Source organism: Streptosporangium sp. NPDC050855 (assembly GCF_044456585.1).
Classification (GTDB): domain Bacteria; phylum Actinomycetota; class Actinomycetes; order Streptosporangiales; family Streptosporangiaceae; genus Streptosporangium; species Streptosporangium longisporum.
The window spans coordinates 257,155-279,566 of sequence record NZ_JBITFY010000010.1; the positions used below are offsets into that span (position 1 = coordinate 257,155).

Consider the following 22,412-nt stretch of genomic DNA (forward strand, 5'->3'; position numbering starts at 1 on the left):
CTCGCGAGGTCCTGATCGCCGTCCTGCCGCCCGCCCCCGCCCCGCCCCCGGCCCCCGCGCCGCCCCCCCCCCCCCCCCCCCCCCCCCCTTCTCCGCGACGGCCTTCTCCGCGACGGCCTTCTCCGCGACGGCCTTCTCCGCGACGGCCTTCTTTGCGAAGGGCCGGCCGCGTGCGGTCCCGCGGGTGCCCGGTGCGCCCGCGGGTGCCCGGCGTGATCGGTCTGGTTGCTGCAGAATCATCCGTGTACGCGAAAAGCGGGGAAACACGGAGGAAGGCGGCGGATGTCCGATCGGGAGGTTCTGACCGGCGGTGGCGTCAACGAGGTGGTGAGGATCGGCACGACCGTGCGCCGTCCGACCGGGCCGTGGTCACCCGCGGTCCACGGTCTCCTGCGGCACCTGCGGGCGCGGGGCTTCACCGCGTCGCCCGCGGTCCACGGGGTGACCGACGACGGCTTCGAGATCCTCGACTTCCTGCCGGGTGAGGTCAGCAACTACCCGGTCACCCCCGCGGCCGCGTCCACCGAGGCACTGGAGAGCGCCGCCGAGCTGCTGCGCTCCTACCACGACGCCACCGTGGATCACGCCCGCGACGTGACCGGCGGCTGGATGCTGCCCGCCCGCGCGCCCGTCGAGGTCGTCTGCCACGGCGACTACGCCCCGCACAACTGCGTCCTCGACGGCGACAGGGTGGTCGGGATCATCGACTTCGACACCGCCCACCCCGGCCCCCGGCTCTGGGACGTCGCCTACGCCGTCTACCGCTGGGCCCCCGTCACCGCGCCCGCCAACACCGACGGCTTCGGCACCGCGGCGGAACAGGCCCGCCGCGCACGCCTGTTCTGCGACCGCTACGGGCTCGACGCGGCCGGCCGGAGCGGCCTGGTCGACACCGTCATCGCCCGCCTGCACGCCCTGGTGGACTTCATGCGGGCCCGGGCCGACGCCGGTGACGCGGCCTTCGCGGGCCACCTGGCCGACGGGCACCACGTCCAGTACCTCGCGGACGCCGCCTACCTCGACGAGCAGCGGGCCGTCTTCGACCGCCTGCTCGGTCCCGGATGATCCCGGACCATGTCGGTTCCGTGGACCGCGATGTCCCTCGAAACCTCGTAAACTGCAGGGAGCCGCAGGTCAGCGGCTTTTCATCGGAGCCGGGCCGGTTCCCCAGGGAACCGGATCCGCATCGGGATCGGACGGGACGGGACGGCGATGGGCGAACCTCCTTTCGAAGCCGCGCTGTCGCCCGCGGAACAGGCCGCCATGGGCGAGCTGCTGGCCGCCGAGCGGGAGAGCACGCTCTCCCAGATCGCGGCGCTGACCCGCGACTGGGACGATCTCGTCGCCGCGTCGGCGATGGTGGCCAACGACGACGAGCACGACCCCGAGGGGGCGACGATAGCCTTCGAGCGCTCCCACCTGCAGGCCCTGCTCGACCGGGCCCACGCCCACCTCGGCGAGCTCGACGAGATGACCGAGCGGCTCCGCCGCGGCACCTACGGCGTGTGCGACGGCTGCGGGCGGCCCATCGCGCCGGAGCGCCTGCGGGCCCGCCCGGTCGCGCGCACCTGCATCCGGTGCGCGGGACGCGGACGCTGACCGGCCCCTCGCAGACGCGCCCGGGGGCCCCGTGCACGTCAGGCGGGCCGCGGGGTCCCGGGGACTCCCGGACCACCTCCCGGGGCACCCCCCCGCGCTCGCGGCACCGGCCGGGGGCGCATAGCCTTGCCTGAGTCGTAGGGAGGGCACATCTTGACCGGGCGGCCGACGAACTGGGCGGGCAACATCACCTACGGGGCGGCGCGGTTCCACCGCCCGGCGACCGTCGAGCGGCTCCAGGAGCTGGTCGCCTCGAGCGACGCGATCCGGGCGCTCGGCACCCGGCACTCCTTCAACGAGATCGCCGACCGTCCCGGCGGGGACCTCGTCTCCCTGGAGGACCTGCCCGGCACCCCGGAACTCGACCCGGCACGCGGCACGGTCACGGTCGGCGCCGGCGTGCGGTACGGGGAGCTGAGCCGGTGGCTGCACGGCGAGGGGTACGCGCTGCACAACCTCGGCTCCCTGCCGCACATCTCGGTCGCCGGCGCCTGCGCCACGGCCACGCACGGCTCCGGTGACGCCAACGGCAACCTGGCCACCGCGGTGTCCGGCCTGGAACTGGTCACCGCGGACGGCGAGATCACCGTTCTGGACCGGCGGCGGGACGGCGACCGCTTCGCCGGCGCGGTCGTCGGGCTCGGCGCCCTGGGCGTCGTCACCCGGGTGGTCCTCGACGTCGTCCCCGCCTTCGAGGTGCGGCAGTACGTCTACGAGAACCTGCCCTGGGCCTCCCTGGAGGAGCACTTCGAGGAGATCACCTCGGCCGCGTACAGCGTGAGCATGTTCACCGGGTGGAACGACCGCGTGATCGACCAGGTCTGGGTGAAGCGGCGCGACGGCGGGACGGGGTCGTGGGAGCCCTCGCCGCGCTGGCTCGGCGCCGTGGCCGCCCCGGCCGACCGGCACCCCCTGCCGGACATGTCCGCGGTCAACTGCACCGCGCAGATGGGCGTGCCCGGCCCCTGGTACGACCGGCTGCCGCACTTCCGCCTGGGGTTCACGCCGAGCAGCGGGGAGGAGCTCCAGTCGGAGTACCTCCTGCCGCGCCGGTACGCGCTCGCCGCGCTGCGCGCGCTGGACGGGATCAGGGAGACGGTGGCCCCCGTCCTGCAGATCTCGGAGATCCGCACCGTCGCCGCCGACGATCTCTGGCTGAGCCCCTCGTACGGACGGGACGTCGTCGCCGTCCACTTCACCTGGAAGCAGGACTGGCCCGCGGTGCGCCGGGTGCTCGCCGTGGTCGAGGAGGCGCTGGAGCCGTTCGAGGCCCGCCCGCACTGGGGCAAGCTCTTCCTCACGCCCCCCGGCCGTCTGGCCTCCCTGTACGAGCGGTTGCCCGACTTCCGGAAGCTGGCCGCAGACCTCGACCCCGCGGGCAAGTTCCGCAACCCGTTCCTGAACGATCACCTCTTCGCGGGGGACGTCCCCTCCTGAGGGAGGGTGCCGGGAGGCGGTGATCCCCGCGGGATCGGCCCGGCACCCCGGTCGGCAGCCGTCGACCGGCGACCGGGTTCACCGGTTCCTGACCGGTCACAGCCACAACCTTGATCTGCGCATCGGCGCATCAGCGGATCGCATGAGCAGATTCGGGTAGCTAACTCCCATCACGGTGGTAACAGCGCGATATCCACCATAGAGATCGCGAACGAACACGTGTGACGAGGGGGAAACGCATGAAACGCAATACCGTCGTGCGGGCGATGCACGACGTCGGACTGGCCGCCTGGTTCGGAGGCTCGCTGATGGGCGCGGTGGGCCTCAACGGCGCCTCCGGTGTGGTCAGCGACAGGAACGAGCGGCTGCGGGTGGCGAACTCCGGCTGGATGCGGTGGAAGCCGGTGAACGCACTGGGAATCGGCCTGCACCTGGTCGGCGCCGTCGGCCTGCTCGGGGCCAACAGCAGCCGGGTGGCGCACCAGAAGGGGGTGGGGGCGAGCACCGCGGTCAAGGGGGCACTGACCGTCGCGGCGCTGGCCGCGACCGCCTACAGCGGGGCGCTCGGCACCAAGCTGGAGAACGCGGGCGACGTACCGGCGGAGAGCGGGGTCAAGCCCGAGAAGGAGACCCCGCAGGACGTCGCCAAGGCACAGCAGCAGCTGCGCGTCATGCAGTGGGTCATCCCGGCCGTCACGGGGACGCTTCTCGTCCTGACCTCCCTGCACGGGGAGCAGCAGCGGCCCGGCGAGGTCCTCCGGGGTGTCATACGCAAGACGTTCACCAAGTAGGGCGAGGGGCCGCGGGCGGACACCCGGCCGTACCGGGCCACCCTCGATCGGAACGGCATGGCTCTCCCGGACAGGGGAGGGCCATGCCCGCCCGGGCGTCCCGGGTCACGGACGACGATCGGGGACGGGCCTGCCCGTCTCGTCCGTACGCGACGTCAGGCGCCTGCCCAGTCGTTGCGCGGGAGCCTCCACGAGACGCCAGGTCGGCGCGCTGAGCCCGAGCAGTGCCGCCACCACGGCCGCCAGGGCCGCCAGCCGCGCCCCCAGCGGCACGGCCTGCGGTTCGGGCCAGAAGCGTTCGGTCGCGGGCCGGAAGGACGGCTCGTCCGGGAGCCGCCCGTCTCATGTGTCACGGCGGACGCGTACGTGCTGCCCGTCGCGACGACATCGTGACGTATCAGGCGGGCAGTCCCAGCGTGCGCGCCTGGAGGCGCATGACGTGGTCGAAGGCGGCCGACCGGTCGAGGATCGTGTTGTCGAACTGGCCGAACATCTCGAAGCTGACCCAGCCGAAGAGCCCGGTCCAGGCGATCAGGCTGCGGACGATCACGTCGTCGGGCACGCCGGGCATGAGCTCGCGCACGCGTGCCGCGTCGTCGTGGAAGGACGCGGGAACGGGCGGCTGGTCTTCGTCCGGGGGGTTCAGGGCCCCGGCCCGATGGGCGTCGGAGACGATCCTCCCGTAGACGACGGTGTCGCGGATCGCGGCGGAGACGGTGTCCTGCGGCGCCTTGTAGCCGGGGACGGGGGAGCCGTACAGCAGGGCGTACTCGTGCGGGCGGGCCAGCGCCCAGTCCCGTACGGCGTGACAGACCGCCGTCCACCTGCCGGCGTGGTCCTCGCGCGGCACGGCCGCGTCGGCGTTCTCCACGGCCTCGCCGAGGGCGTTGTAGCCGTCGATGATCAGGGCCGTGAGCAGGTCGTCCCGTGAGGGGAAGTAGCGGTAGATCGCCGAGGAGGCCATGCCCATCTCGCGGGCGACGGCGCGCAGCGACAGGCCGCTCGCGCCGTCGACGGCCAGGTGCCTGCGGGCGACGTCGGCGATCTCGCGGGTCAGCTCGGCCCTGACCCTCTCTCGCGCGGTGCGACTCGAACTCATGCCCCGACCATATCAGAGCACCCGAAAGAAACGAGAGCACTGCTCTTGACGAACCATGCTCTTTTGAGAGAGCATTGCTCACAGAACGGAACACCAATCTCTGAAGAAGTCGTCCCCGGCTCGTCCGGACCCGGTGGGCCCGCACCGCCGATCATCAGTGAGGAAAGAGGCATCATGGCCAAGCACGTCATCGCCGGAGCCGGTCAGGTCGGCTCGGAGGTCGCCCGGCTGCTGGCCGGGCAGGGACACGAGGTCGTCCTTCTCAGCCGCTCGGGTTCGGGTCCCGACCTTCCGGGCGTCCGCAGGGTCGCCGCCGACGTGAGCGACCGCGAGCGGCTGACCGCCCTGACTCAGGGCGCCATGGTCCTCTACAACTGCGTCAACCCGCGTTACCACGAGTGGGCGCGCGACTGGCCGCCGCTCGCCGCGTCGCTGCTGGGAGCCGCCGAGACCACCGGTGCCGGGTACGTCATCCTCGGCAACCTCTACGTCTACGCGGCCCCCGACCGGCCGATGCGCGAGGACGACCCGCTGGAGGCGCCCAGCGCCAAGGGCGCGATTCGGGCCCGGGTGTGGCGACAGGCCCTGGCCTCGCACGAGGCGGGCCGTTCCAGGGTCACCGAGGTGCGCGGCTCCGACTACTTCGGCCCCGGCTGCCTCGACCAGTCGCACCTGGGGGAGAGGTTCGTCCCCGCCCTGCTGTCCGGCAGGCCCGTCCGCTTCGCCGGGGACCCCTCCCAGCCGCACAGCTGGACCTACGTGCCCGACGTCGCGCGGACGCTGATCGCGGCGGGCGAGGGCGACCGTGCCTGGGGCCGCGCGTGGCACGTCCCGACGAACGAGCCGATGACGGCACGCGAGGTCGCCGCGCGCCTGTGCGCGCTCGCCGGGGTCCCCGACCCGGGGGTCAGGGCCATGCCCCACCTGCTCCTGCGCGCCGCCGGGGTCTTCTCGCCGATGCTCAGGGAGCTGGAGGAGCTGCGCTACCAGTTCGTCCGCCCGTTCGTCCTCGACTCCACCGCGACCCGGGAGGCGTTCGGGATCGAGCCGACACCGATGGACGAGGCGCTGACCGCGACGCTGGCGTGGTGGCGCGCGCGCCTGGCCGCCGCGGCGTAGGACGGCGCGTGACCGGCCGCCGTGACGTAAGCCCGCGCGTGAGCGGTCGCGGTGACGCGGGAGCGCGTGACCGGCCGCCGCGGTGCCGGAAGGCGCACCCCGTACCCTCGGAGCATGAAGATCGCCGTCATCGGCCTCGGGGACATCGCGGAGAAGGCGTACCTGCCCGTCCTCGGCGCGACCCCGGGCCTCGACCTGCACCTGTGCACCCGCGACCGCGCCAGGCTCGACCGGCTCGGCGACGCCTACCGGATCGGGCGGCGGTTCTCCTCGGTGGGGGAGGTGATCGACGCGGGCGTCGAGGCGGCCTTCGTGCACGTGGCGACCGCGGCGCACCCGGAGGTCGTCGAGCCGCTGCTGCGCGCGGGCGTCCACGTCTACCTGGACAAGCCGATCGCCCACACCCTCGCCGAGTCCGAACGGCTGGTGGGGCTGGCCCGGGAGAACGGGCGGTCGCTGCTCGTCGGTTTCAACCGGCGCAGGGCACCGGGCTACGCCGCCCTGCGGGACCTTCCCCGCGATCTGGTGGTGATGCAGAAACACCGGGCCCGCCACCCGGCCGACCCGCGGACCGTCGTCTACGACGACTTCATCCATGTCGTGGACACGCTCAGGTTCCTGGTGCCCGGCGAGGTCGAGGAGACCGGCATCCGCGTCCGGGTCGTGGACGGGCTGCTGGAGCACGTGACGCTGGAACTCTCCGGGGACGGCTTCACCGCCTTCGGCATCATGAGCAGGATGAGCGGCTCGGCCGAGGAGACCGTGGAGGTGACCGGAGGCGGCACCAGGCGCCGGGTGGTCAACCTGGCGGAGGTGCTCGACCACTCCGGAGGCGAGACCCTGACCCGGCGGGGCGACTGGACCCCGGTCTCCCGGCAGCGGGGCATCGAGCAGGTCTGCCGGGAGTTCCTCGACGCGGTCGGTTCCGGCACCGTCGTGGACGCCGGTGACGCGCTGGTCACCCACGCGATCTGCGAGGACGTCGTCGCCGCCGCGACCTGACGGACGGGCGGGGCGAGGCGTGGCGGCCGGCCGCGACGGTCCGGGTCACGCCGTCCCGGTCTCCAGGTCCGGGACGGCGGCTTCCGTCAGTGGTCGCGGCCCGGCCGGCCGTCGCCCTCGTCGTCGAGGTCGACCTCCACGTGCTCCTTGCGGACCTTGCCGGAGACCCTCTCCTGCTCGGTCACCTGCTCCTTGCTCATGCGGATCTGCTCGACCGGCACCGCCTCGGTGGTGACGACCGGCCGCTCCGCGTGCAGGATGACCTCGTGCTCGGCCTCGGTGATGTCGGGGCCGCTCATCGCGTCGGCGCGGTTGGCGTCGGTGATGGGCTCACGCTCGATGCGCACCTCCTCGCGGGTGACGGGTACGGTGACCTGCTCCTCCTCGGTGACCACGTACTTGCGCAGCCGTGCCCGGCCCGTCTCCTGGGAGCGGGTGTCGACGTTGAGCTTCTCCTCGGAACGGGTCATCGCGTCGTCGTCGTGCCGGGTGTGTCCCTGCGAGCCGGTCATCGGACGGTCGGCCCCCGGACGGGGCCCCGGGCGCGGACCCGGGCCGGGAACCGGCGCGCGTCCGGTGTTCCCCTGCATGCCGGTGTTCCCCTGCATGCCCGCGTGGGTGCGGTCGCCCTGGCCGGGTCTGTCGTTCCCGCCCCAGCTGACGCCGTAGTACTCGTAGAGCCTGTGCTCCTCGTCCTGGGACAGGTGCCCGCCGGACTCGACGTCGACGTTGGGAGCGTCCTTGATGTGGGCCTTGTCGTACTCGACCTCCACGTGGTCGCCGACGACGGACGCCCGCTGGATGGGGACGAAGGTCTCCTTCATCCCGAACAGTCCGGTCTTCACGCACAGCCACTCGGGCTTGCCGGTGCTGTCGTCGAGGTAGACGTGCTTGATCTCGCCGACCTTCTGGCCTGCCGAGTCGTACAGCTGGTGGTCGATCACCATCGGGATCTGCTCTTGGGTAATCATTCGTTTTCTCCCCCTGTTGACTCCCTCACTGCCATACCTCTAAAAACACGGAAGAAACGAATCAAAGGGGCAAAAGCCCTAAAATACCTTAAAGCCGACATGGATCATCGGTGGGAGACGGAGCCGTCGCCGAGCCGGGGGACGCGGCCGGTGGGTCCCGCGGACACTCCGGCGGGTGACCTTGGAGGGGTTCGTACGGGCGTGGGAGGGAGTGCGAGGAGACAAGTGCGGATGTCACGCTTCGCCAGGTCGCGGGTAGTGTTGTGGTGCACCCGGAAATCCTGGACGGCGTCCATCCGGCCGCCCCCCGGCGGGCCGGGGCCGAGCCGGCGAACGGCGAGGAGTGGTGGGCATGGCACGCGGGCCACGGTCCGGCCGGTCGGCCGCGAGAACGGGTGTGATCGGACCGGGAGCGGGTGTGATCGGCCCGGAAGCGGTTCCCCCGCCCGTGAGGAGGCTCCCCGTGACGGCCGGTGTCACGTGCTCATGACCGATTCTCTGGCGCGTCGCGACCCCCCTACCGGGAGATACGTTGTTATCGACCGGCGTCTTCGGGCAATCGTGGAGGAACGCGCAGATCTGGCAGGGTCCGACGAGGGACGCCTGCCGTCCCGTAGTGACTGAGGGGATGAACGTGCCGGAACTTGTGGTCGGACCGATGCTGCGCTACGTCGACGAGGTGAGCGCGTCGGTGTGGATGGAGACGAGCGAGCCGTGCGAGGTGACGGTCGAAGTCGCCGGCGTGCGTTCGGAGGCCCGGACGTTCACCGTCCACGGTCACCACTACGCGATCGTGGACGTCCGCGACGGCGGGACCTACGAGGTACGCCTGGACGGCACGACGGTCTGGCCGCTGCCGGACCACCCGCCGAGCCGGATCCGCCTGCTCGGCCCCGACGGGCCGCAGAAGGTGATGTTCAGCTCCTGCCGCACCAGCGTGCCGCACGACACCCTGCACACGATCTCCCACGGGGTGGACGTGCTGCGTGCGTACGGGTGCACGCTGATGGAGGCCCCCGAGGAGCGCTGGCCCGACATGGTGCTGCTTCTGGGCGACCAGGTCTACGCCGACGAGCCGTCCTCGGAGATGCTGGAGTTCATCGCGAACCGCAGGGACAGCGACCCCAAGAAGGAGATCGCCGACTTCGAGGAGTACGCCGAGCTGTACCGGATCGCGTGGACCGATCCGGAGATCCGCTGGATCCTCTCCACCGTGCCCACCGCGATGATCTTCGATGACCACGACCTGCGCGACGACTTCAACACCTCCATCTCCTGGCGTACGGCGATGGAGAAGGTCCCGTGGTGGCGGCACCGGGTGATCTCCGGACTCGGCGCCTACTGGGTCTACCAGCACCTGGGCAACATGTCACCGGACGAGCGCGCCGCCGACGAGGTGCTGAGCAAGGTGTGCGCGGCCGAGGGGGACGGGGCCGAGATCCTGGACGCGTTCGCCGAGCACGCCTACGACGTGCCCGCCGACAGCCGGTGGAGCTACGCCCGCGACCTCGGGTCCACCCGCCTGATCATGCTCGACTCCCGGTGCTCCCGGCAGCTCGACCCGGGCGACCGGCGCATGCTCGACCCGGTGGAGTGGGAGTGGCTCACCGAGCAGCTGCGCAGGGAGGGCGCGGAACGTTTCGTGATCGGCTCGTCGGTGCCGTTCCTGCTGCCCGCGGGCATCCACCACATCCAGAACTGGAACGAGGCGCTGGCCCAGGGGGCCTGGGGCAAGGGCGTGGCGCGCGTGTCGGAGATGCTGCGCCAGGCCGTCGACCTGGAGCACTGGGCGGCCTTCCGCCGCTCCTTCGAGGACCTTTCCAGGCTGCTGGCCGGGCTGGGCAAGCCGGTGATCGTGCTCTCCGGCGACGTGCACTACTCCTACGTCGCCAAGGCCCGTGAGCTGCCCATCCACCAGCTGGTCTGCTCCCCGATCCGCAACCCGCTGAGCCGTACCCTCCGGCTGGCCAACATCTTCGCCCAGTTCGGCATCGCCAGCCTGGTCGGCCGCCTGCTCTCCCGGACGGTGAAGATCCCCAGGCCGCCCTTCAAGTGGCGCATCACCAACGGCCCGTGGTTCTCCAACGCGGTGGCCGTCCTGTGCCTGGACACCTCCCCGGTCTCGGTCCGGTGGGACACCGCCACCGGCACCGAGATCACCGAGATAACCACGGTGGAGCTGGAGGACGACACCCCGGCCCACCGGGCGCGGCCCCGCGAGGCCGGGCGCGTCGCGGGCTAGAGCTCCCCGGCGCCCGGTCCCGGATCGGCCGGGCGCCTGCGGGATCACCGCGCGAGCTCCTCCAGGACGGCGCCGAGCCTGCCGATCGCCCACCGCAGGTCGTCCTCGGAGACGACCAGCGGCGGGGCGAGACGGACGGTCGAGCCGTGGGTGTCCTTGGCCAGCACGCCGTGGGCCATCAGCGCCTCGGAGATCTCCCGCCCGCTCGCCAGGGACGGGTCGATGTCGACACCGGCCCACAGGCCGCGCCCGCGCACGGCCACCACGCCGTGGCCGATCAGGGCCCGCAGCTCCTCGTGCATGACCGCGCCGAGCTCCCTGGCGCGGGCCTGGTACTCGCCGGTGGCGAGCATCCCGACGACCGTGCTCGCGACCGCGCAGGCCAGCGGGTTGCCGCCGAAGGTGGAGCCGTGCTGGCCCGGACCGATCACGCCGAGCACGTCCGCGTTCGCGGTGATCGCCGAGACCGGCACCACGCCGCCGCCCAGCGCCTTGCCCAGCACGTAGACGTCGGGGACGACGCCCTCGTGGTCGCACGCGAAGGTCTCGCCGGTACGGCCGAGGCCCGACTGGATCTCGTCGGCGATCATCAGCACGTTCTCCGCGGTGCACAGCTCGCGGACCTGGGTGAGGTAGCCGTCCGGCGGGACCAGCACCCCGGCCTCCCCCTGGATGGGCTCCAGCAGCACCGCGACCGTGTCGGCGTCGATCGCCTCGCGGACCGCCTCGGCCGACCCGTACTTCACGATCCGGAAGCCGGGGGTGTACGGGCCGAAGCCGCCGCGGGCGTCGGGGTCGGTGGAGAAGCCGACGATCGTGGTGGTCCGGCCGTGGAAGTTGTCCTCCATCACGACGATGTTGGCCCGGCCGGGGGTCACGCCCTTGACGTCGTACCCCCACTTGCGGGCCACCTTGATCGCGGTCTCCACGGCCTCGGCACCGGTGTTCATCGGCAGGACCATGTCCTTGCCGGTGAGGTCGCCCAGCCCGGCGGCGAAGTCGGCGAAGCGGTCGTGGAAGAAGGCGCGGCTGGTGAGGGTGAGCCGGGAGAGCTGCTCCTGCGCGGCGGCGACGATCTGGGGGTTGCCGTGCCCGAAGTTCAGCGACGAGTAGCCCGACAGGCAGTCCAGGAACCGCCGGCCCTCCACGTCGACCACCCAGGCGCCCTGCGCCTCGCTGATCACGACGGGCAGGGGGTGGTAGTTGTGCGCGCTCCGGCGCTCGCTCAGCTCGATGAACTCGTTCGTGCCGGTCATGCGTCCACCCCTTCCGGGCCCGGGACCGCCGCGCCCGCGACGCGCTCCCTGATCTCCAGCGTGCAGCACTTGGGTCCGCCGCCGGCCTTGCGCAGTTCCGACAGGTCCACCGGGACGACCTCGAAGCCGCGGCGCTTGAGCTCCAGCTGCAGGCCCCCGGCCTCGGCGCTGATCACCACGTTGACGCCGTCGCTGACCGAGTTGAGGCCGAACGTGACCGCGTCCTCCTCGCTCGCCAGGACGGCGTCGGGGAAGAGGTTCCGCAGGACCTCCCGGCTCCCCGGGGAGAACGCCTCCGGGAAGTATGCCACGTTATGTCCGTTCAGCGGGAAGAGTGCCGTGTCCAGGTGGTAGAACCGCGGGTCCACCAGCTGCAGCGTCACCACCGGCCGGCCGAGGAACTCCTGCGCCTCCTTGTGGGCGGTGATGTTGGTACGGAAACCGGTCCCGGCCAGCACCAGGTGGTCCAGGGTGAGGAAGTCGCCCTCGCCCTCGTTGACGAAGGCCGCCTCGTGCACCCGCTCGTAGCCGTTTTCGGTGAACCACCTCAGGTACGCGGGTCCCTCGGCCTCGCGCTGGGGATAGGCGAACCGCGCGCCGTAGACCCGCCCGTCCACGACCAGCGCGCCGTTGGCGGAGAAGACCATGTCCGGCAGGCCTTCGAGCGGCTCGATCAGGCTGACGCGGTGCCCGAGGTCGAGGTAGACGTCCCTGAGCGTCTCCCACTGCCTGATCGCCGTCGCGCGGTCGGCACCGGCCTCCGGGTGCATCCACGGATTGATCGCGTACTCGACCGCGAAGTGGTCGGGCCGGCACATCAGGTAATGCCTCGTCATCGATAACCCCGTTACGAAAGGTCGTGGTGGCGGGCGCCGCCGGATCCCCGGCGGCGGCGTCATCAGCCTAGGAACGGCGTTACCGCAGGCCAAGGGGGCGTTCTTGCGTCACACCACAGGATTGCCGCGTCTGTCAGGCGAAGAACGGCGATTCGTTGTGCGGGGCGACGAACGGCTCACCGCGGGAGGTCACCAGCGGCGCCTCGATCAGCCGGGAGAGCACGATGGAGCTCTTGGTCCGCACCACGAACGGCTCGGCCGCGATGCGCTCGATCACCCGCTCCACGTGCCGCACGTCGGTCGCCCTGATGTGCAGCAGGGCGTCGGCCTCCCCGGTGATCGTGCACGCCGACACCACCTCGGGATGACGGCCGATCGCGACCCCTATCTCCGAAGGGGACGTCTTGCCCGCGCAGAACAGCTCCACGTACGCCTCGGTGGTCCAGCCGAGCGCCGCGGGCTCCACCCGGGCGGTGAAACCGGTGATGGCCCCGGTCTCGCGCAACCGGTCCACCCGGCGTTTCACCGCCGACGCCGACAGACCCACCCGCTGCCCGATCTCCGCGTACGTGGCGCGGGCGTCCTCGACGAGTGCCCCGATGATGTCGCGATCAAGCCTGTCCAGTTCCACGCAGACCTGTATACAGCCAACGGGCTCCGGGCCGTGCGGTCACCGGCCCGGGACGGCGAAGGCCGCCGGACGGATGATCCGTCCGGCGGCCTTCACAGGCTCGGGGGAGCGGGGATCAGGTCCGCTCGGCCTCGCCGGTGGCCTGCTCCTGCGCCTCCTCGGGGGAGGCCTCCAGGTCGTCGCCCGCCTGGGCGAGCGCGGTCTGCTTGTCCAGGCCGACCCAGCTCGTGATGCTCTCGACCGCGAACAGCACGCCCAGGTAGAGCGTGAGCGCGGCCAGCACCCACGTGAGCACGCCCAGCGCGGCACCCGCACCGATGATCAGGAGCCTCAGCTCCCAGCCCAGGCCCGCCCGGAACACCCAGGCGGCCGGCCAGATGCTCTGCCGCGTCCGGTACACCGTGTCGTAGGTGTGGTAGCCGATCACGTAGATCAGCACGTACAGCAGCCACTTGGGCGCCTCGGCCGCCAGGCCGATCAGGATGATCGTGAGGAACTCGGTCCCGCGGATCAGCGGCGGCACCAGCCAGTCGAGCCTGCCCAGGTGGTCGCGGGCGGCGGTGGGCAGCACCAGGACGATCATGACCAGCACCGGGGCGAGCAGGATCGGCCCGTCGTCGAGCATCCCGGTCACCGCCATGGCGACGACCGCGACCAGCGCGGCGAGCGAGGCGGGCACCGCGGGCAGGCCGGGCCCGACCCTGCCGCGCAGCAGCGTCACCAGCGGGCCGTCGTCGCGGTAGGCGAGCAGCCGCGCGGTCTGCATGCGCAGCCGCTCCTCGTACGGGTCCGGAGCGGGGACGGTCTGTGGCTGGGTGATCATGCGAAAGACCTCATCAGGCGTCCGGTGAGCGAGTAGGCGGCGCCGATGCCACCCCAGATGATCAGGGTCAGGAAGGTGATCCTGGCGTCGAACAGGGCGCTGACGATCGCGATGGCGGCGAACCGCTCACCGATGGGGAACACGATCATCTTCCGGGCCCAGTGCACGGCCCGGTACCTGCCGGCCCTGCCCCACATCCTCAGCAGGCTGCGGACCGCGCCGACCGGGGCGCTCTTGCGCTGCTCCAGCGCCTGGCGCAGGCCGGTGTCGGCGCTGACCGACAGCGACACCGAGGGCAGCGGGGACGGGGCCTTCCGCCGGTTGGCCGCGCCGTAGGAGAAGTCCAGCAGGTGCTTGATGGACTGCAGGCCGATCGCGATCAACGCCAGCGTCCAGACGTCGCCCACCCCGGAGACCGCCGCGCCGACCGCGAGGCCGGCGAAGACCACGTACTCCTTGAAGCGGTCGAAGGTGGCGTCCAGCCACGCCCCGAGCACGCCGAACTTGCGGGCGTACCGCGCGACCTGGCCGTCCACGCAGTCGAACACGAACGCGAAGTAGATCAGCACACCGCCCGCGACCATCCAGACCCGCTCGCCGGTGGCGAAGCAGAGCGCCGCCGCCACGCCCAGCGCGATCGAGATCAGCGTGACCTGGTTGGGGGTCAGCCCCCTGCGGGCCGCCCAGCGGGCGATGAACCGGGAGTAGGTGCTGACGAAGTAGGTGGTGAAGAAGCCGTCGGCGCCCTTGACCGCGTTGTTCAGCCGGGCCCGGTCCTCGTCGAAGGTGGACATCTCGGCCACGGCCTCGGCGGCCTGCGCGGGCTCGTACACCCGGCGGAAGAACAGGTCGCGGCGGCCTCGGATGCCGACCGAGACGCCCTTGCGCACCAGGCCCAGGACCAGCAGCTGGACCAGGTCGTCCTCGGGCCCCAGCAGGTGGGCCATGTCGGCCAGCTCGCGGGCGGCCTCGGCGAGGACCGGCGCGTGCCTGTGGTGCAGGTGCAGCGGGCCGAGCAGGACCGCGTTGGGCCGGGTCACCGCGTGGAAGGCCGAGCCCACCGAGATGACCCGGGACCTGCGGGCGCGGACCCGGACGGGCAGGCCCTCCAGCCAGCGGTCGCCGATCTCCGGCTGAGCCTCCTCGATCGGGACGTCGGCCACGATGACGTCGCCGTTCTCGTCCTCCTCCCGGGGCTCCTTGGTGATCAGGGCCAGGGCGCCGCGCTTCGACTTGGTGATCTGGTAGATCAGCTCGTCGTGGATCAGCGAGTTCGTCGGCAGGAACAGCAGGTTCTCGGTGGCGCCCTCGACCGCGTCGGCGATGGCGCGCAGGTCGCCCGCCAGGTCGGCGGTCTCCACCAGGAGACCGGGGAATCCCCGGTGGGCGGGGGCGTCGCCGGCGCGGACGATCGTCACCGGCTCGGGGTCGAGTGAGGCGAGCTGGCCGTGCAGCCTGCCGATCACCGTGGGGCAGCCGGGCAGCGCGGGCAGGGTCGACGCGGCGGGCGGCGTCGCCTGACCGGGAGCGGTATCGGGGCCGGGCGAAGAGCCCAGCAGGACCACGCGGGGCATGGCACCCTTTCGTGCGGAGACGGGTGTGAGGCGGTGTACCGGGGGTGGCATTTCGCCAGAGGCCAAAGTTTAGTGAGTTTTGGGTGAACAACACGCACCGGTGATCCGACCGTGTCGTTCGACCATGCTTCCACCTCTGCCGGCCCGGCGACCCCACTACACTGTGCGGGTGAGTCTGTACCGTGATGACGGCATCGTGCTGCGCACCCACAAGCTGGGAGAGGCCGATCGCATCGTCACCGTGCTGACCCGGCGGACGGGAAAGATCCGTGGTGTCGCCAAGGGCGTCCGGCGCACCATGTCACGATTCGGTGCCCGTCTCGAACCGTTCACCCACGTCGACCTCCAGCTGCACACCGGCCGCACGCTCGACGTGATCACCCAGGCCGAGACCATCCGGTCCTACGGCGGGCCGCTGGTGACCGACTACCCGCGCTACACGGCCGGCACCGCGATGCTGGAGACCGCCGACCGCCTGATCATGGGGGAGAAGGAGCCGGCGCTGCGCCAGTTCCTGCTGCTCGTCGGCGGCCTGCGCACCCTCGGCTCGGGGGAGCACGAGGCCAGGCTCGTGCTGGACGCCTACTTCCTGCGCTCCCTGGCCGTGGCCGGCTACGCCCCCGCCCTGGAGGCGTGCGCCCGGTGCAGGGCCGTCTCGGTACGGGCCTTCGCCATCGTGGCCGGCGGCGTGGTGTGCGGGACGTGCCGTCCCGCGGGCGCGGCCGTGCCCGAGGGGGAGACCCTGGCCCTGATGGCGGCGCTGCTGCGGGGCGACTGGGCCACCGCCGACGCCTCCCGCGGCCGGCACCGCGCCGAGTGCAGCGGCCTGGTCGCCGCCTATCTCCAGTGGCACCTCGAACACGGCATACGCTCTCTTCGACACGTAGAAAGGGAGCCCGTAACGTGAACGTCCGCCCGCCCGCCCCGCACCCCTCCGGCGCCGTCCCGCCCCCGATCCCGAGGGATCTCGTGCCCCGGCACGTGGCGATCGTGATGGACGGCAACGGCAGGTGGGCCAAGCAGCGCGGCCTGCCCCGCACCGAGGGCCACAAGGCGGGCGAGGCGTCGCTGTTCGACGTGATCGAGGGCGCGATCGAGCTGGGCATCCCCTACCTGTCGGCCTACGCCTTCTCCACCGAGAACTGGAAGCGCTCCCCGGACGAGGTCCGCTTCCTGATGGGCTTCAACCGCGACGTGATCCGCCGCCGCAGGGACGAGCTGCACGCGATGGGCGTACGGGTGCGCTGGGCGGGCCGCCCCGGGCGGCTGTGGCGGAGCGTCATCCAGGAGCTGCGCGACGCCGAGGAGATGACCGAGCGCAACTCCACGCTGACCCTGCAGTTCTGCGTCAACTACGGCGGCCGCGCCGAGATCGTCGACGCCGCCCTGCGCCTGGCCCAGGACATCGCCGACGGGCGGGTCAAGCCGGGACGGGTCCGCGAGGAGACCTTCGCCCGCTACCTGGACGAGCCGCAGATCCCCGACGTGGACCTGTTCGTGCGCTCCTCGGGGGAGCAGCGCATCTCCAACTTCCTGATCTGGCAGACGGCGTACGCCGAGATGGTCTTCCTCAACCGCCTCTGGCCCGACTTCGACCGCCGTGACCTGTGGGAGGCCTGCGAGACCTTCGCCAAGCGCGACCGCAGGTACGGCGGCGCCGTGCCCAACACGCTGCCCGACGACGGGCCCCGTGACCTGCCGGGCCCGGCGGCCCCGTAAGGACCCGTGGAACCCGAAGAACCCGTGGAGACCGGTGACCCGCCGGGTCCCGCCGGTCCTGCGGGCCCGTGATCCTGCGGGGCCCCGTGTCCCGGCGCCGGGGACCGCGGGGCCGGTTCTTCCCGCGGGCGGGCTCAGACCCGCCGTCGCGCCCGGTAGGCGGCGACGTGCATCCGGTTGCCGCAGGTGCGGCTGTCGCAGTAGACCCGCGAGCGGTTGCGGGACTCGTCCACGAAGACGTGCTCGCAGTCGGGGGCCGAGCAGGTGCGCAGGCGTTCCCACTCGTTCTCGACCAGCAGGTGGGCCAGGGCGACCCCGATGTCGGCCGCCAGGTGGTCGTGGAGCGAGGCGTCCGGGGCGAAGTAGTGGACGTGCAGGGGATGGCCGTCGTGCTCGGTCAGGCGCGGGGTGATGCGGGTCCGGCTGAGCAGGCTGTTCAGCCGGACGACCGCGGTGGGCTGGTCGGGGGCGGTGAAGACCTTGTGGAAGGCCTCGCGCAGGGCGCACACCTCGCCGAGGTCGGCGGCGCTCACCTCACCGACCCCGCTGATCTCCCAGCGTGCCACGAAGTCACCGAGTTCTCGCAGGTCGGTCAGGGTGTCCCGGCCCCCGGTGGAGGGGGAGGTGTTGACCAGGTCGACCGCGGTGGCGAGTGAGTGCACCATGTCATGTCCGAATGGCATGTTGCCTCCAGTAGAGGACGGTCGCGACGTGAGGACGCGTACGGCGGCTCGCCGTGTCGGAAGCGTATATCCCCGGCGGACCCGTGGCGCCCTCTCGCGCGTCACCCCCCGTCCACCTCCCGCCCACGCCCGTCCCACGCCTCGCGCGATCCCGGGCGGGAGCGGGGCCCTCAGGCGCGGCTCGGGGTCCGGGCCTGCCCGGCGGTGGCGGCCGAGCACGAGGCGCAGGTGCCGAAGATCTCCACGGTGTGGGTGACGTCGGTGAAGCCGTGCTCGGAGCCGATCGTCTCGGCCCACCGCTCCACCGCGGGCCCGGCCACCTCGACCGTACGGCCGCAGACGCGGCAGACCAGGTGGTGATGGTGGTCACCGCTGGCGCAGGCCCGGTAGACCGACTCACCGTCGTCGGTCCTCAGCGTGTCCACGCGGCCGGTGTCGGCGAGCGCCTGCAACGCCCGGTAGACGGTGGTCAGTCCGATCTTGGCGCCTTCCGCGCGCATCTCCGCGTAGACGTCCTGCGCGCTACGGAAACCCTCGCTCTGGCGGAGGACCGCGTGGACGGCATCACGTCTGTTGCTCATGGGCTGGACTCCTGAGGTCGGCTTCGCCGTACGAATCTACCGAGCCCGAGGGCGAGGACGAATCCCACCAGGGCGACGACCACAATGATCGCACCCGGCGGGACCTCGACGTAGAAGGAGGAGGTCAGGCCGCCGACGGTGGCGATCATCCCGAAGACCATGGACAGGAACATCGTGCTCATGAACCCCCGGGTGAGCTGCTGGCTCGTCGCCACGGGCACCACCATCAGCGCGCTGACCAGGAGCAACCCCACGACCCGCATGGCGATGACCACGGTCAGCGCGGCCGTGACGGCGATCAGCAGGCTGAGGAAGCGGACCGGCAGGCCGGCGGCCTTGGCCACCTCCTCGTCCTGGCAGAGCACGTACAGCTCCCGCCCGAACACGGCCACCACGCCGAGCACCGCCACCGCCAGCAGGCCGATCACCCACACGTCCTGGACGGTGACGCTGCTGATCGACCCGAACAGGTAGGACATCAGCGTGGCGTTGCTGCCGCCGGGGGCCAGCGAGATCAGCAGCACGCCCCCGGCGATGCCGCCGTAGAACAGCAGCGCGAGCGCCACGTCCCCGCTGGTCCTGCCGCGCGCGCGGACCAGCTCGATGGCCACGGCGCCGAGCACCGAGACCAGTACGGCGGTCAGCACCGGGGCGGTCCCGGTGAGGAAGCCCAGCGCCACCCCGGTGAGGGCGACGTGCCCGATGCCGTCTCCCAGCAGGGCCAGGCGCCGCTGGACCATGAACGTGCCGATGGCCGGGGCGGCCAGGCCGACCAGCAGGGCGGCGATCAGCGCCCGCTGCATGAAGTCGAAGCGCAGAAGCTCGATCACGACGTGGGCCTCCAGTCGAGCGGGCCCACGGGCGCCTGCTCGGCGTGCGGGTGTACGTGGTCGTGGCCGGGGAGCGCGTGCGTGCCGACCGCCCGCGGCGGGGGACCGTCGTGGCAGACGAACCCGTCCCGCAGGACCACCGCCCGGGTGATCAGCGGCTCCAGCGGGCCCAGCTCGTGCGCGACCAGCAGGACCGTCTTGCCCCGCGCGACCAGCACGGACAGGGTCTCGGCCAGGAGCAGCTGGCTCTCGGAGTCGACGCCCGCCGTCGGCTCGTCCATGACGTAGGTGTCGGGCTCGCCGGCGAGGGCGCGGGCGATGAGCACCCGCTGCTGCTGCCCGCCGGACAGCGACTGCACCGGGTCGGAGACGCGGTGGGCCAGGCCGACGGTCTCCAGCGCCCGCATGGTCGCCTCGCGGTCGGCCGCGCCGGTCGGGCGCAGGCGCCGCTGCCTGGAGATCCGGCCGGAGGCGACGACCTCCCGGATCGTGGTCGGCACGCCGCCGCCCACCGAGAGCCGCTGGGGGACGTAGCCGATCCGCCACCATTCGCGGAACCGGGCGGGAGGGCTGCCGTACAGCAGGGTCCGGCCGCCGGACAGGGGGACGAGGCCGAGCAGGGCGCGGACGAGGGTGGACTTCCCCGACCCGTTCGCGCCGAGAACGGCCACCGCCTCGCCGGGCTCCACGGACAGGTCGATCCCGCGAAGCACCGGACGGCGGTCCAGGTCGACCTGGCCGCCGTTCATGGTGAAAACCGCTGTAGTGGATGTCACATATGACCCTTACGAGCAGCCGAGCGCCGCTCGGAGTGTGGTGAGATTCTGCCGCATGGCGGACAGGTAGTCGCCGTTGGAGGGCCGGCTCTCGATCGGATCGAGGACCGCGGTCTTCGCGCCGACCTCCTGGGCGAGAATCTCGGCGACCTTGGGGCTGACGAGAGTCTCGGTGAAGATCGTAGTTATTTTCTGCTGCTTGGCCACTTTTGCCACCTCGGCGAGGCGGGCGGGCGAGGGCTCGGCGTCGGGGTCGAGGCCGCTGATGCCGATCTGCTGGAGCTTGTACCGGGCGGCGAGGTAGCCGAACGCGGCGTGGTTGGTGACGATCGCCCGCGAGGAGCAGGTGGCCAGGCCCTTGGTCAGCTCGCCGTCCAGCGTGGTCAGGTCGGCCGCGGTCCGGGCGGCACGGTCGCGGTAGGCCGCCGCGTGCGCGGGGTCGGTGGCGGCGAGCTTCTCGCCGAGCTGCGTGGCGACCGTCGCGAAGCGGGTCGGGTCGAGCCACAGGTGCGGGTCGTACTCGACCTCGTGGCCGTGCTCCTCCTCCTCGTGCCCTTCCTCTTCGTGCCCTTCCTCCTCGGTGGCCGGGAGGGTGGCGACCGCGGTGGCCGCGTCGAAACCGCGGTCGGCGGCGTGCTGCTCGACGGCCTCGTCCACGGCGGGCTGGACGCCCTTGATGTAGACGACGAGCCCGGTCTTCGACAACCCGGCGACCTGCGCGGGGGACAGCTCCAGGTCGTGCGGCTCGACCCCGGGCTCGGTCAGGCCGGTGACGGCGGCGTCGGTGCCCGCGACCTTCTCGGTGAGCCACTGCAGGGGGTAGATGGCCGCGGTGACGTCGGGCTTGCCGGTCGCGGACGGGCTCGAGCTCCCGGCGGAGCCTGTCGAACCGGCCTCGGCACCGCACGCGGTGGTGGCGGCGAGAAGGGCGGTGGACGCAACCAGGCTGGCGTTACGTATGAGGATACGTCGGGAGAACTCGGACATCATGCGGACAGTATGCCGGTAAATGAAAATGGTTGTCAAAATCGGCGAAGATCGGCCGGGTCACCGGGGGACTCGCGGGTGAGGACACGCGGGGCGGGCAGGCGGTGGGCGGACGCCGGGCGGACGCCGGGCAGGCGTCGGGCAGGGTGTCCCTGGTCATCCCTGGCGCGGGGACGTCCGGTGCGCGGCGTGACCGGCGGCCGCGGTCACGGGGAGGTCCGGAGAGCGGTGGGTGAGGCTCCCCGTGGGGACCGGGCGGACGGTCCATCGGGGTCGCACCGGAGACCTGGGTCGTACCGGCAGAGGGGCCGTACCCGGGAGAGGGGCTGTATCGGGGAGGGCGTGCCGCCGGGCGTGTCAGAAGGCGCCGAAGCGGTCGGCGGCGAGCAGGATCAGGAAGGTGAGCAGTGCGACGCGCAGGAGCCGGCCTCCGTTGCCCAGGGAGGGCCACGACATGTAGGCGAGCCAGCCGACGAATCCGATCACCGGGAGGACGGCCACCCCGCCCCAGAAGGAGGACACGGCGAAGCCGGCCAGCATGAGCACCACCAGCACCACCGGGGCGATCCACCGGGGGAGCTGGAACAGGAAGACGAGCGGGGCCGCGCTGCGCAGCTCGACCTTGCGCCGCAGCCCGGTCGCCCCCGGGGTGAAGAACTGCTCGCCCGCGGGCAGGGGTCGTTTGCCCCGCTGGGGACGGGACTGTGCCAGGGGGTGTGCGGGGCGTTCTCCGCGCTTGTCGGCCACGGGCCGAGCCTAACGCTCCGGGGCCCGCCGGTGACACCTCCGGTGCCCGGCCCGATCTCGGGGGCAACGGACCGGGCCGTCACGCAGGGACGCGGGCAGGTGGGGCGCGGGCGGGTACAGGGGGCAGGGGACACGGGGGCATGAGGGACACGGGGGACGCGGCCGGTGACGCGGGCGGGCTCTGGCATGCTGGGCGGATGCTCGCTCTCATCCGTTACTCGGTGCCGCAGGCCCGGACCGAGGAGTTCCTGGCCCGGGCCCACGAGATCGTGGACACGCTCGCCGCGCAACCGGGGTGTCTCCGTGGCCGGGTGACGAGGTCGGTGGACGAACCGGAGCTGTGGGCCCTGGTGAGCGAGTGGGAGGGCGCCGGGTTCTACCGCAGGGCGCTTGGCGCGGCGCGGATGGTGATGTACCCGCTGATGACACTGATGATCAACGAACCGAGCGCCTTCGAGGACGCCGACCGCCCCTGAGCCCGCGCCCCGGGATCGCGCGGGGTCCGAGATCGCGCGGGGTCCGGGACCGTGCGGGGCCCGGAGTCGTACGGGGCCGGGGATCGTGGAAGGGACCGCCCTGTTGGAAGGGCCGGGGATCGTGGAAAGGACCGCCCTGTTGGAAGGGCCGGCCCGGGATCGCGCGGGGACCGGACGCGGGATCGGACGCGGGACCGGGGCCTTCCGGCGGGGGCGGACAAGCTTTGCCCGGG

The 22,412-nt window shown here is 71.9% G+C and carries 24 protein-coding genes; 10 read left to right on the top strand and 14 right to left on the bottom strand.

The genetic code is table 11. The annotated features are described in order from the left end of the window. Positions 1-282: 282 nt before the first annotated feature. The 4 genes from ACIBCT_RS21765 to ACIBCT_RS21780 all read left to right on the top strand — a co-directional run bounded on the left by ACIBCT_RS21765 (position 283) and on the right by ACIBCT_RS21780 (position 3,827). A complete protein-coding gene (locus tag ACIBCT_RS21765) occupies positions 283-1,065 on the top strand; it encodes a phosphotransferase enzyme family protein (RefSeq protein ID WP_399191167.1) in 783 nt (260 codons plus the stop codon). Between the two features lie 147 nt (positions 1,066-1,212). Further along, positions 1,213-1,599, top strand: a complete 387-nt coding sequence (locus ACIBCT_RS21770; RefSeq protein WP_399191169.1) for a TraR/DksA family transcriptional regulator — start codon at positions 1,213-1,215, stop codon at positions 1,597-1,599. 153 nt (positions 1,600-1,752) lie between these two features. Beyond that, positions 1,753-3,036, top strand: a complete 1,284-nt coding sequence (locus ACIBCT_RS21775; RefSeq protein WP_399191171.1) for an FAD-binding protein — start codon at positions 1,753-1,755, stop codon at positions 3,034-3,036. A gap of 239 nt (positions 3,037-3,275) precedes the next feature. Continuing rightward, positions 3,276-3,827: a hypothetical protein gene (locus ACIBCT_RS21780; RefSeq protein WP_399191173.1), complete on the top strand. Its 552-nt coding sequence runs from the start codon at positions 3,276-3,278 to the stop codon at positions 3,825-3,827. A 105-nt stretch (positions 3,828-3,932) separates the two neighbouring features. Here ACIBCT_RS21780 and ACIBCT_RS21785 read toward each other — a convergent pair whose 3' ends face one another. Both ACIBCT_RS21785 and ACIBCT_RS21790 read right to left on the bottom strand, forming a co-directional pair. Further along, a complete protein-coding gene (locus tag ACIBCT_RS21785) occupies positions 3,933-4,100 on the bottom strand; it encodes a hypothetical protein (protein WP_399191175.1) in 168 nt (55 codons plus the stop codon). Positions 4,101-4,224: 124 nt separating this feature from the next. Further along, positions 4,225-4,926, bottom strand: coding sequence for a TetR/AcrR family transcriptional regulator (locus tag ACIBCT_RS21790; protein ID WP_399191177.1), 702 nt, complete (start codon positions 4,924-4,926; stop codon positions 4,225-4,227). 174 nt (positions 4,927-5,100) lie between these two features. On the opposite strand from ACIBCT_RS21790, the gene ACIBCT_RS21795 reads away from it, so the two are divergent. Then, positions 5,101-6,045: an NAD-dependent epimerase/dehydratase family protein gene (locus ACIBCT_RS21795; protein ID WP_399191179.1), complete on the top strand. Its 945-nt coding sequence runs from the start codon at positions 5,101-5,103 to the stop codon at positions 6,043-6,045. A gap of 114 nt (positions 6,046-6,159) precedes the next feature. Then, on the top strand, positions 6,160-7,047 hold the full coding sequence (locus ACIBCT_RS21800) for a Gfo/Idh/MocA family protein (protein WP_399191181.1): 888 nt from the start codon (positions 6,160-6,162) through the stop codon (positions 7,045-7,047). Between the two features lie 86 nt (positions 7,048-7,133). On the opposite strand, the gene ACIBCT_RS21805 is transcribed toward ACIBCT_RS21800, so the two are convergent. Next, positions 7,134-8,018: a DUF2382 domain-containing protein gene (locus ACIBCT_RS21805; RefSeq protein ID WP_399191183.1), complete on the bottom strand. Its 885-nt coding sequence runs from the start codon at positions 8,016-8,018 to the stop codon at positions 7,134-7,136. 634 nt (positions 8,019-8,652) lie between these two features. On the opposite strand from ACIBCT_RS21805, the gene ACIBCT_RS21810 reads away from it, so the two are divergent. Then, entirely contained in the window at positions 8,653-10,260 is a 1,608-nt protein-coding gene (locus tag ACIBCT_RS21810) for an alkaline phosphatase D family protein (protein WP_399191185.1), read from the top strand. Between the two features lie 44 nt (positions 10,261-10,304). Here the strand turns inward: ACIBCT_RS21810 and rocD are convergent, their stop codons facing one another. The 5 genes from rocD to ACIBCT_RS21835 all read right to left on the bottom strand — a co-directional run bounded on the left by rocD (position 10,305) and on the right by ACIBCT_RS21835 (position 15,380). Continuing rightward, a complete protein-coding gene (gene rocD / locus ACIBCT_RS21815) occupies positions 10,305-11,516 on the bottom strand; it encodes an ornithine--oxo-acid transaminase (RefSeq protein WP_399191187.1) in 1,212 nt (403 codons plus the stop codon). Then, positions 11,513-12,352, bottom strand: coding sequence for a dimethylargininase (gene ddaH, locus ACIBCT_RS21820; protein WP_399191189.1), 840 nt, complete (start codon positions 12,350-12,352; stop codon positions 11,513-11,515). The genes rocD and ddaH overlap by 4 nt, the downstream gene beginning before the upstream one ends. Before the next feature lie 133 nt (positions 12,353-12,485). Next, the gene (locus ACIBCT_RS21825) at positions 12,486-12,983 is read right to left on the bottom strand and encodes an Lrp/AsnC family transcriptional regulator (RefSeq protein WP_399191191.1); all 498 of its coding nucleotides are present in this window, start codon (positions 12,981-12,983) and stop codon (positions 12,486-12,488) included. A 115-nt stretch (positions 12,984-13,098) separates the two neighbouring features. Further along, positions 13,099-13,806 (bottom strand): DUF5941 domain-containing protein, encoded by a 708-nt coding sequence (locus ACIBCT_RS21830; protein ID WP_399191193.1) that lies wholly within the window; start codon positions 13,804-13,806, stop codon positions 13,099-13,101. Next, on the bottom strand, positions 13,803-15,380 hold the full coding sequence (locus ACIBCT_RS21835) for a CDP-alcohol phosphatidyltransferase family protein (RefSeq protein ID WP_399191195.1): 1,578 nt from the start codon (positions 15,378-15,380) through the stop codon (positions 13,803-13,805). The genes ACIBCT_RS21830 and ACIBCT_RS21835 overlap by 4 nt, the downstream gene beginning before the upstream one ends. 169 nt (positions 15,381-15,549) lie before the next feature. Between ACIBCT_RS21835 and recO the strand changes: the two genes are divergently transcribed. After that, positions 15,550-16,287, top strand: coding sequence for a DNA repair protein RecO (gene recO, locus ACIBCT_RS21840; protein WP_399191197.1), 738 nt, complete (start codon positions 15,550-15,552; stop codon positions 16,285-16,287). After that, complete coding sequence (locus ACIBCT_RS21845; RefSeq protein ID WP_399191199.1) at positions 16,284-17,099, top strand: isoprenyl transferase; 816 nt, start codon at positions 16,284-16,286, stop codon at positions 17,097-17,099. Before recO ends, ACIBCT_RS21845 begins: the two co-directional genes overlap by 4 nt. Before the next feature lie 134 nt (positions 17,100-17,233). Here ACIBCT_RS21845 and ACIBCT_RS21850 read toward each other — a convergent pair whose 3' ends face one another. The 6 genes from ACIBCT_RS21850 to ACIBCT_RS21875 all read right to left on the bottom strand — a co-directional run bounded on the left by ACIBCT_RS21850 (position 17,234) and on the right by ACIBCT_RS21875 (position 21,703). Continuing rightward, complete coding sequence (locus ACIBCT_RS21850; protein ID WP_399191201.1) at positions 17,234-17,782, bottom strand: CGNR zinc finger domain-containing protein; 549 nt, start codon at positions 17,780-17,782, stop codon at positions 17,234-17,236. A 170-nt stretch (positions 17,783-17,952) separates the two neighbouring features. After that, complete coding sequence (locus ACIBCT_RS21855) at positions 17,953-18,363, bottom strand: Fur family transcriptional regulator (protein ID WP_399191203.1); 411 nt, start codon at positions 18,361-18,363, stop codon at positions 17,953-17,955. Beyond that, a complete protein-coding gene (locus ACIBCT_RS21860; RefSeq protein WP_399191205.1) occupies positions 18,360-19,193 on the bottom strand; it encodes a metal ABC transporter permease in 834 nt (277 codons plus the stop codon). The genes ACIBCT_RS21855 and ACIBCT_RS21860 overlap by 4 nt, the downstream gene beginning before the upstream one ends. Then, positions 19,190-19,942: a metal ABC transporter ATP-binding protein gene (locus tag ACIBCT_RS21865; RefSeq protein ID WP_399191281.1), complete on the bottom strand. Its 753-nt coding sequence runs from the start codon at positions 19,940-19,942 to the stop codon at positions 19,190-19,192. Before ACIBCT_RS21865 ends, ACIBCT_RS21860 begins: the two co-directional genes overlap by 4 nt. Positions 19,943-19,978: 36 nt before the next feature. Continuing rightward, entirely contained in the window at positions 19,979-20,959 is a 981-nt protein-coding gene (locus ACIBCT_RS21870) for a metal ABC transporter substrate-binding protein (RefSeq protein WP_399191207.1), read from the bottom strand. A 354-nt stretch (positions 20,960-21,313) separates the two neighbouring features. Next, positions 21,314-21,703, bottom strand: coding sequence for a DUF6703 family protein (locus tag ACIBCT_RS21875; protein WP_399191209.1), 390 nt, complete (start codon positions 21,701-21,703; stop codon positions 21,314-21,316). A gap of 140 nt (positions 21,704-21,843) precedes the next feature. Here ACIBCT_RS21875 and ACIBCT_RS21880 point away from each other — a divergent pair, with 140 nt between their 5' ends. Beyond that, positions 21,844-22,179 carry an antibiotic biosynthesis monooxygenase family protein gene (locus ACIBCT_RS21880; protein ID WP_399191211.1) on the top strand — a complete coding sequence of 112 codons (336 nt, stop codon included), beginning with the start codon at positions 21,844-21,846 and terminating at the stop codon, positions 22,177-22,179. Positions 22,180-22,412 lie beyond the last annotated feature (233 nt).

Excerpts from the sequence above, each read along its gene's own strand:
- ACIBCT_RS21780 (WP_399191173.1), top strand. The coding sequence starts at position 3,276 with ATGAAACGCAATACCGTCGTGCGGGCGATGCACGACGTCGGACTGGCC.
- ACIBCT_RS21800 (WP_399191181.1), top strand. The coding sequence starts at position 6,160 with ATGAAGATCGCCGTCATCGGCCTCGGGGACATCGCGGAGAAGGCGTAC.
- ACIBCT_RS21880 (WP_399191211.1), top strand. The coding sequence starts at position 21,844 with ATGAGGGACACGGGGGACGCGGCCGGTGACGCGGGCGGGCTCTGGCAT.
- ACIBCT_RS21835 (WP_399191195.1), bottom strand. The coding sequence starts at position 15,380 with ATGCCCCGCGTGGTCCTGCTGGGCTCTTCGCCCGGCCCCGATACCGCT.
- ACIBCT_RS21805 (WP_399191183.1), bottom strand. The coding sequence starts at position 8,018 with ATGATTACCCAAGAGCAGATCCCGATGGTGATCGACCACCAGCTGTAC.
- ACIBCT_RS21870 (WP_399191207.1), bottom strand. The coding sequence starts at position 20,959 with ATGATGTCCGAGTTCTCCCGACGTATCCTCATACGTAACGCCAGCCTG.
- ACIBCT_RS21795 (WP_399191179.1), top strand. The coding sequence starts at position 5,101 with ATGGCCAAGCACGTCATCGCCGGAGCCGGTCAGGTCGGCTCGGAGGTC.
- ACIBCT_RS21850 (WP_399191201.1), bottom strand. The coding sequence starts at position 17,782 with ATGCCATTCGGACATGACATGGTGCACTCACTCGCCACCGCGGTCGAC.
- ACIBCT_RS21790 (WP_399191177.1), bottom strand. The coding sequence starts at position 4,926 with ATGAGTTCGAGTCGCACCGCGCGAGAGAGGGTCAGGGCCGAGCTGACC.
- ACIBCT_RS21865 (WP_399191281.1), bottom strand. The coding sequence starts at position 19,942 with ATGAACGGCGGCCAGGTCGACCTGGACCGCCGTCCGGTGCTTCGCGGG.
- ddaH (WP_399191189.1), bottom strand. The coding sequence starts at position 12,352 with ATGACGAGGCATTACCTGATGTGCCGGCCCGACCACTTCGCGGTCGAG.
- ACIBCT_RS21770 (WP_399191169.1), top strand. The coding sequence starts at position 1,213 with ATGGGCGAACCTCCTTTCGAAGCCGCGCTGTCGCCCGCGGAACAGGCC.
- ACIBCT_RS21765 (WP_399191167.1), top strand. The coding sequence starts at position 283 with ATGTCCGATCGGGAGGTTCTGACCGGCGGTGGCGTCAACGAGGTGGTG.
- ACIBCT_RS21855 (WP_399191203.1), bottom strand. The coding sequence starts at position 18,363 with ATGAGCAACAGACGTGATGCCGTCCACGCGGTCCTCCGCCAGAGCGAG.
- ACIBCT_RS21830 (WP_399191193.1), bottom strand. The coding sequence starts at position 13,806 with ATGATCACCCAGCCACAGACCGTCCCCGCTCCGGACCCGTACGAGGAG.
- rocD (WP_399191187.1), bottom strand. The coding sequence starts at position 11,516 with ATGACCGGCACGAACGAGTTCATCGAGCTGAGCGAGCGCCGGAGCGCG.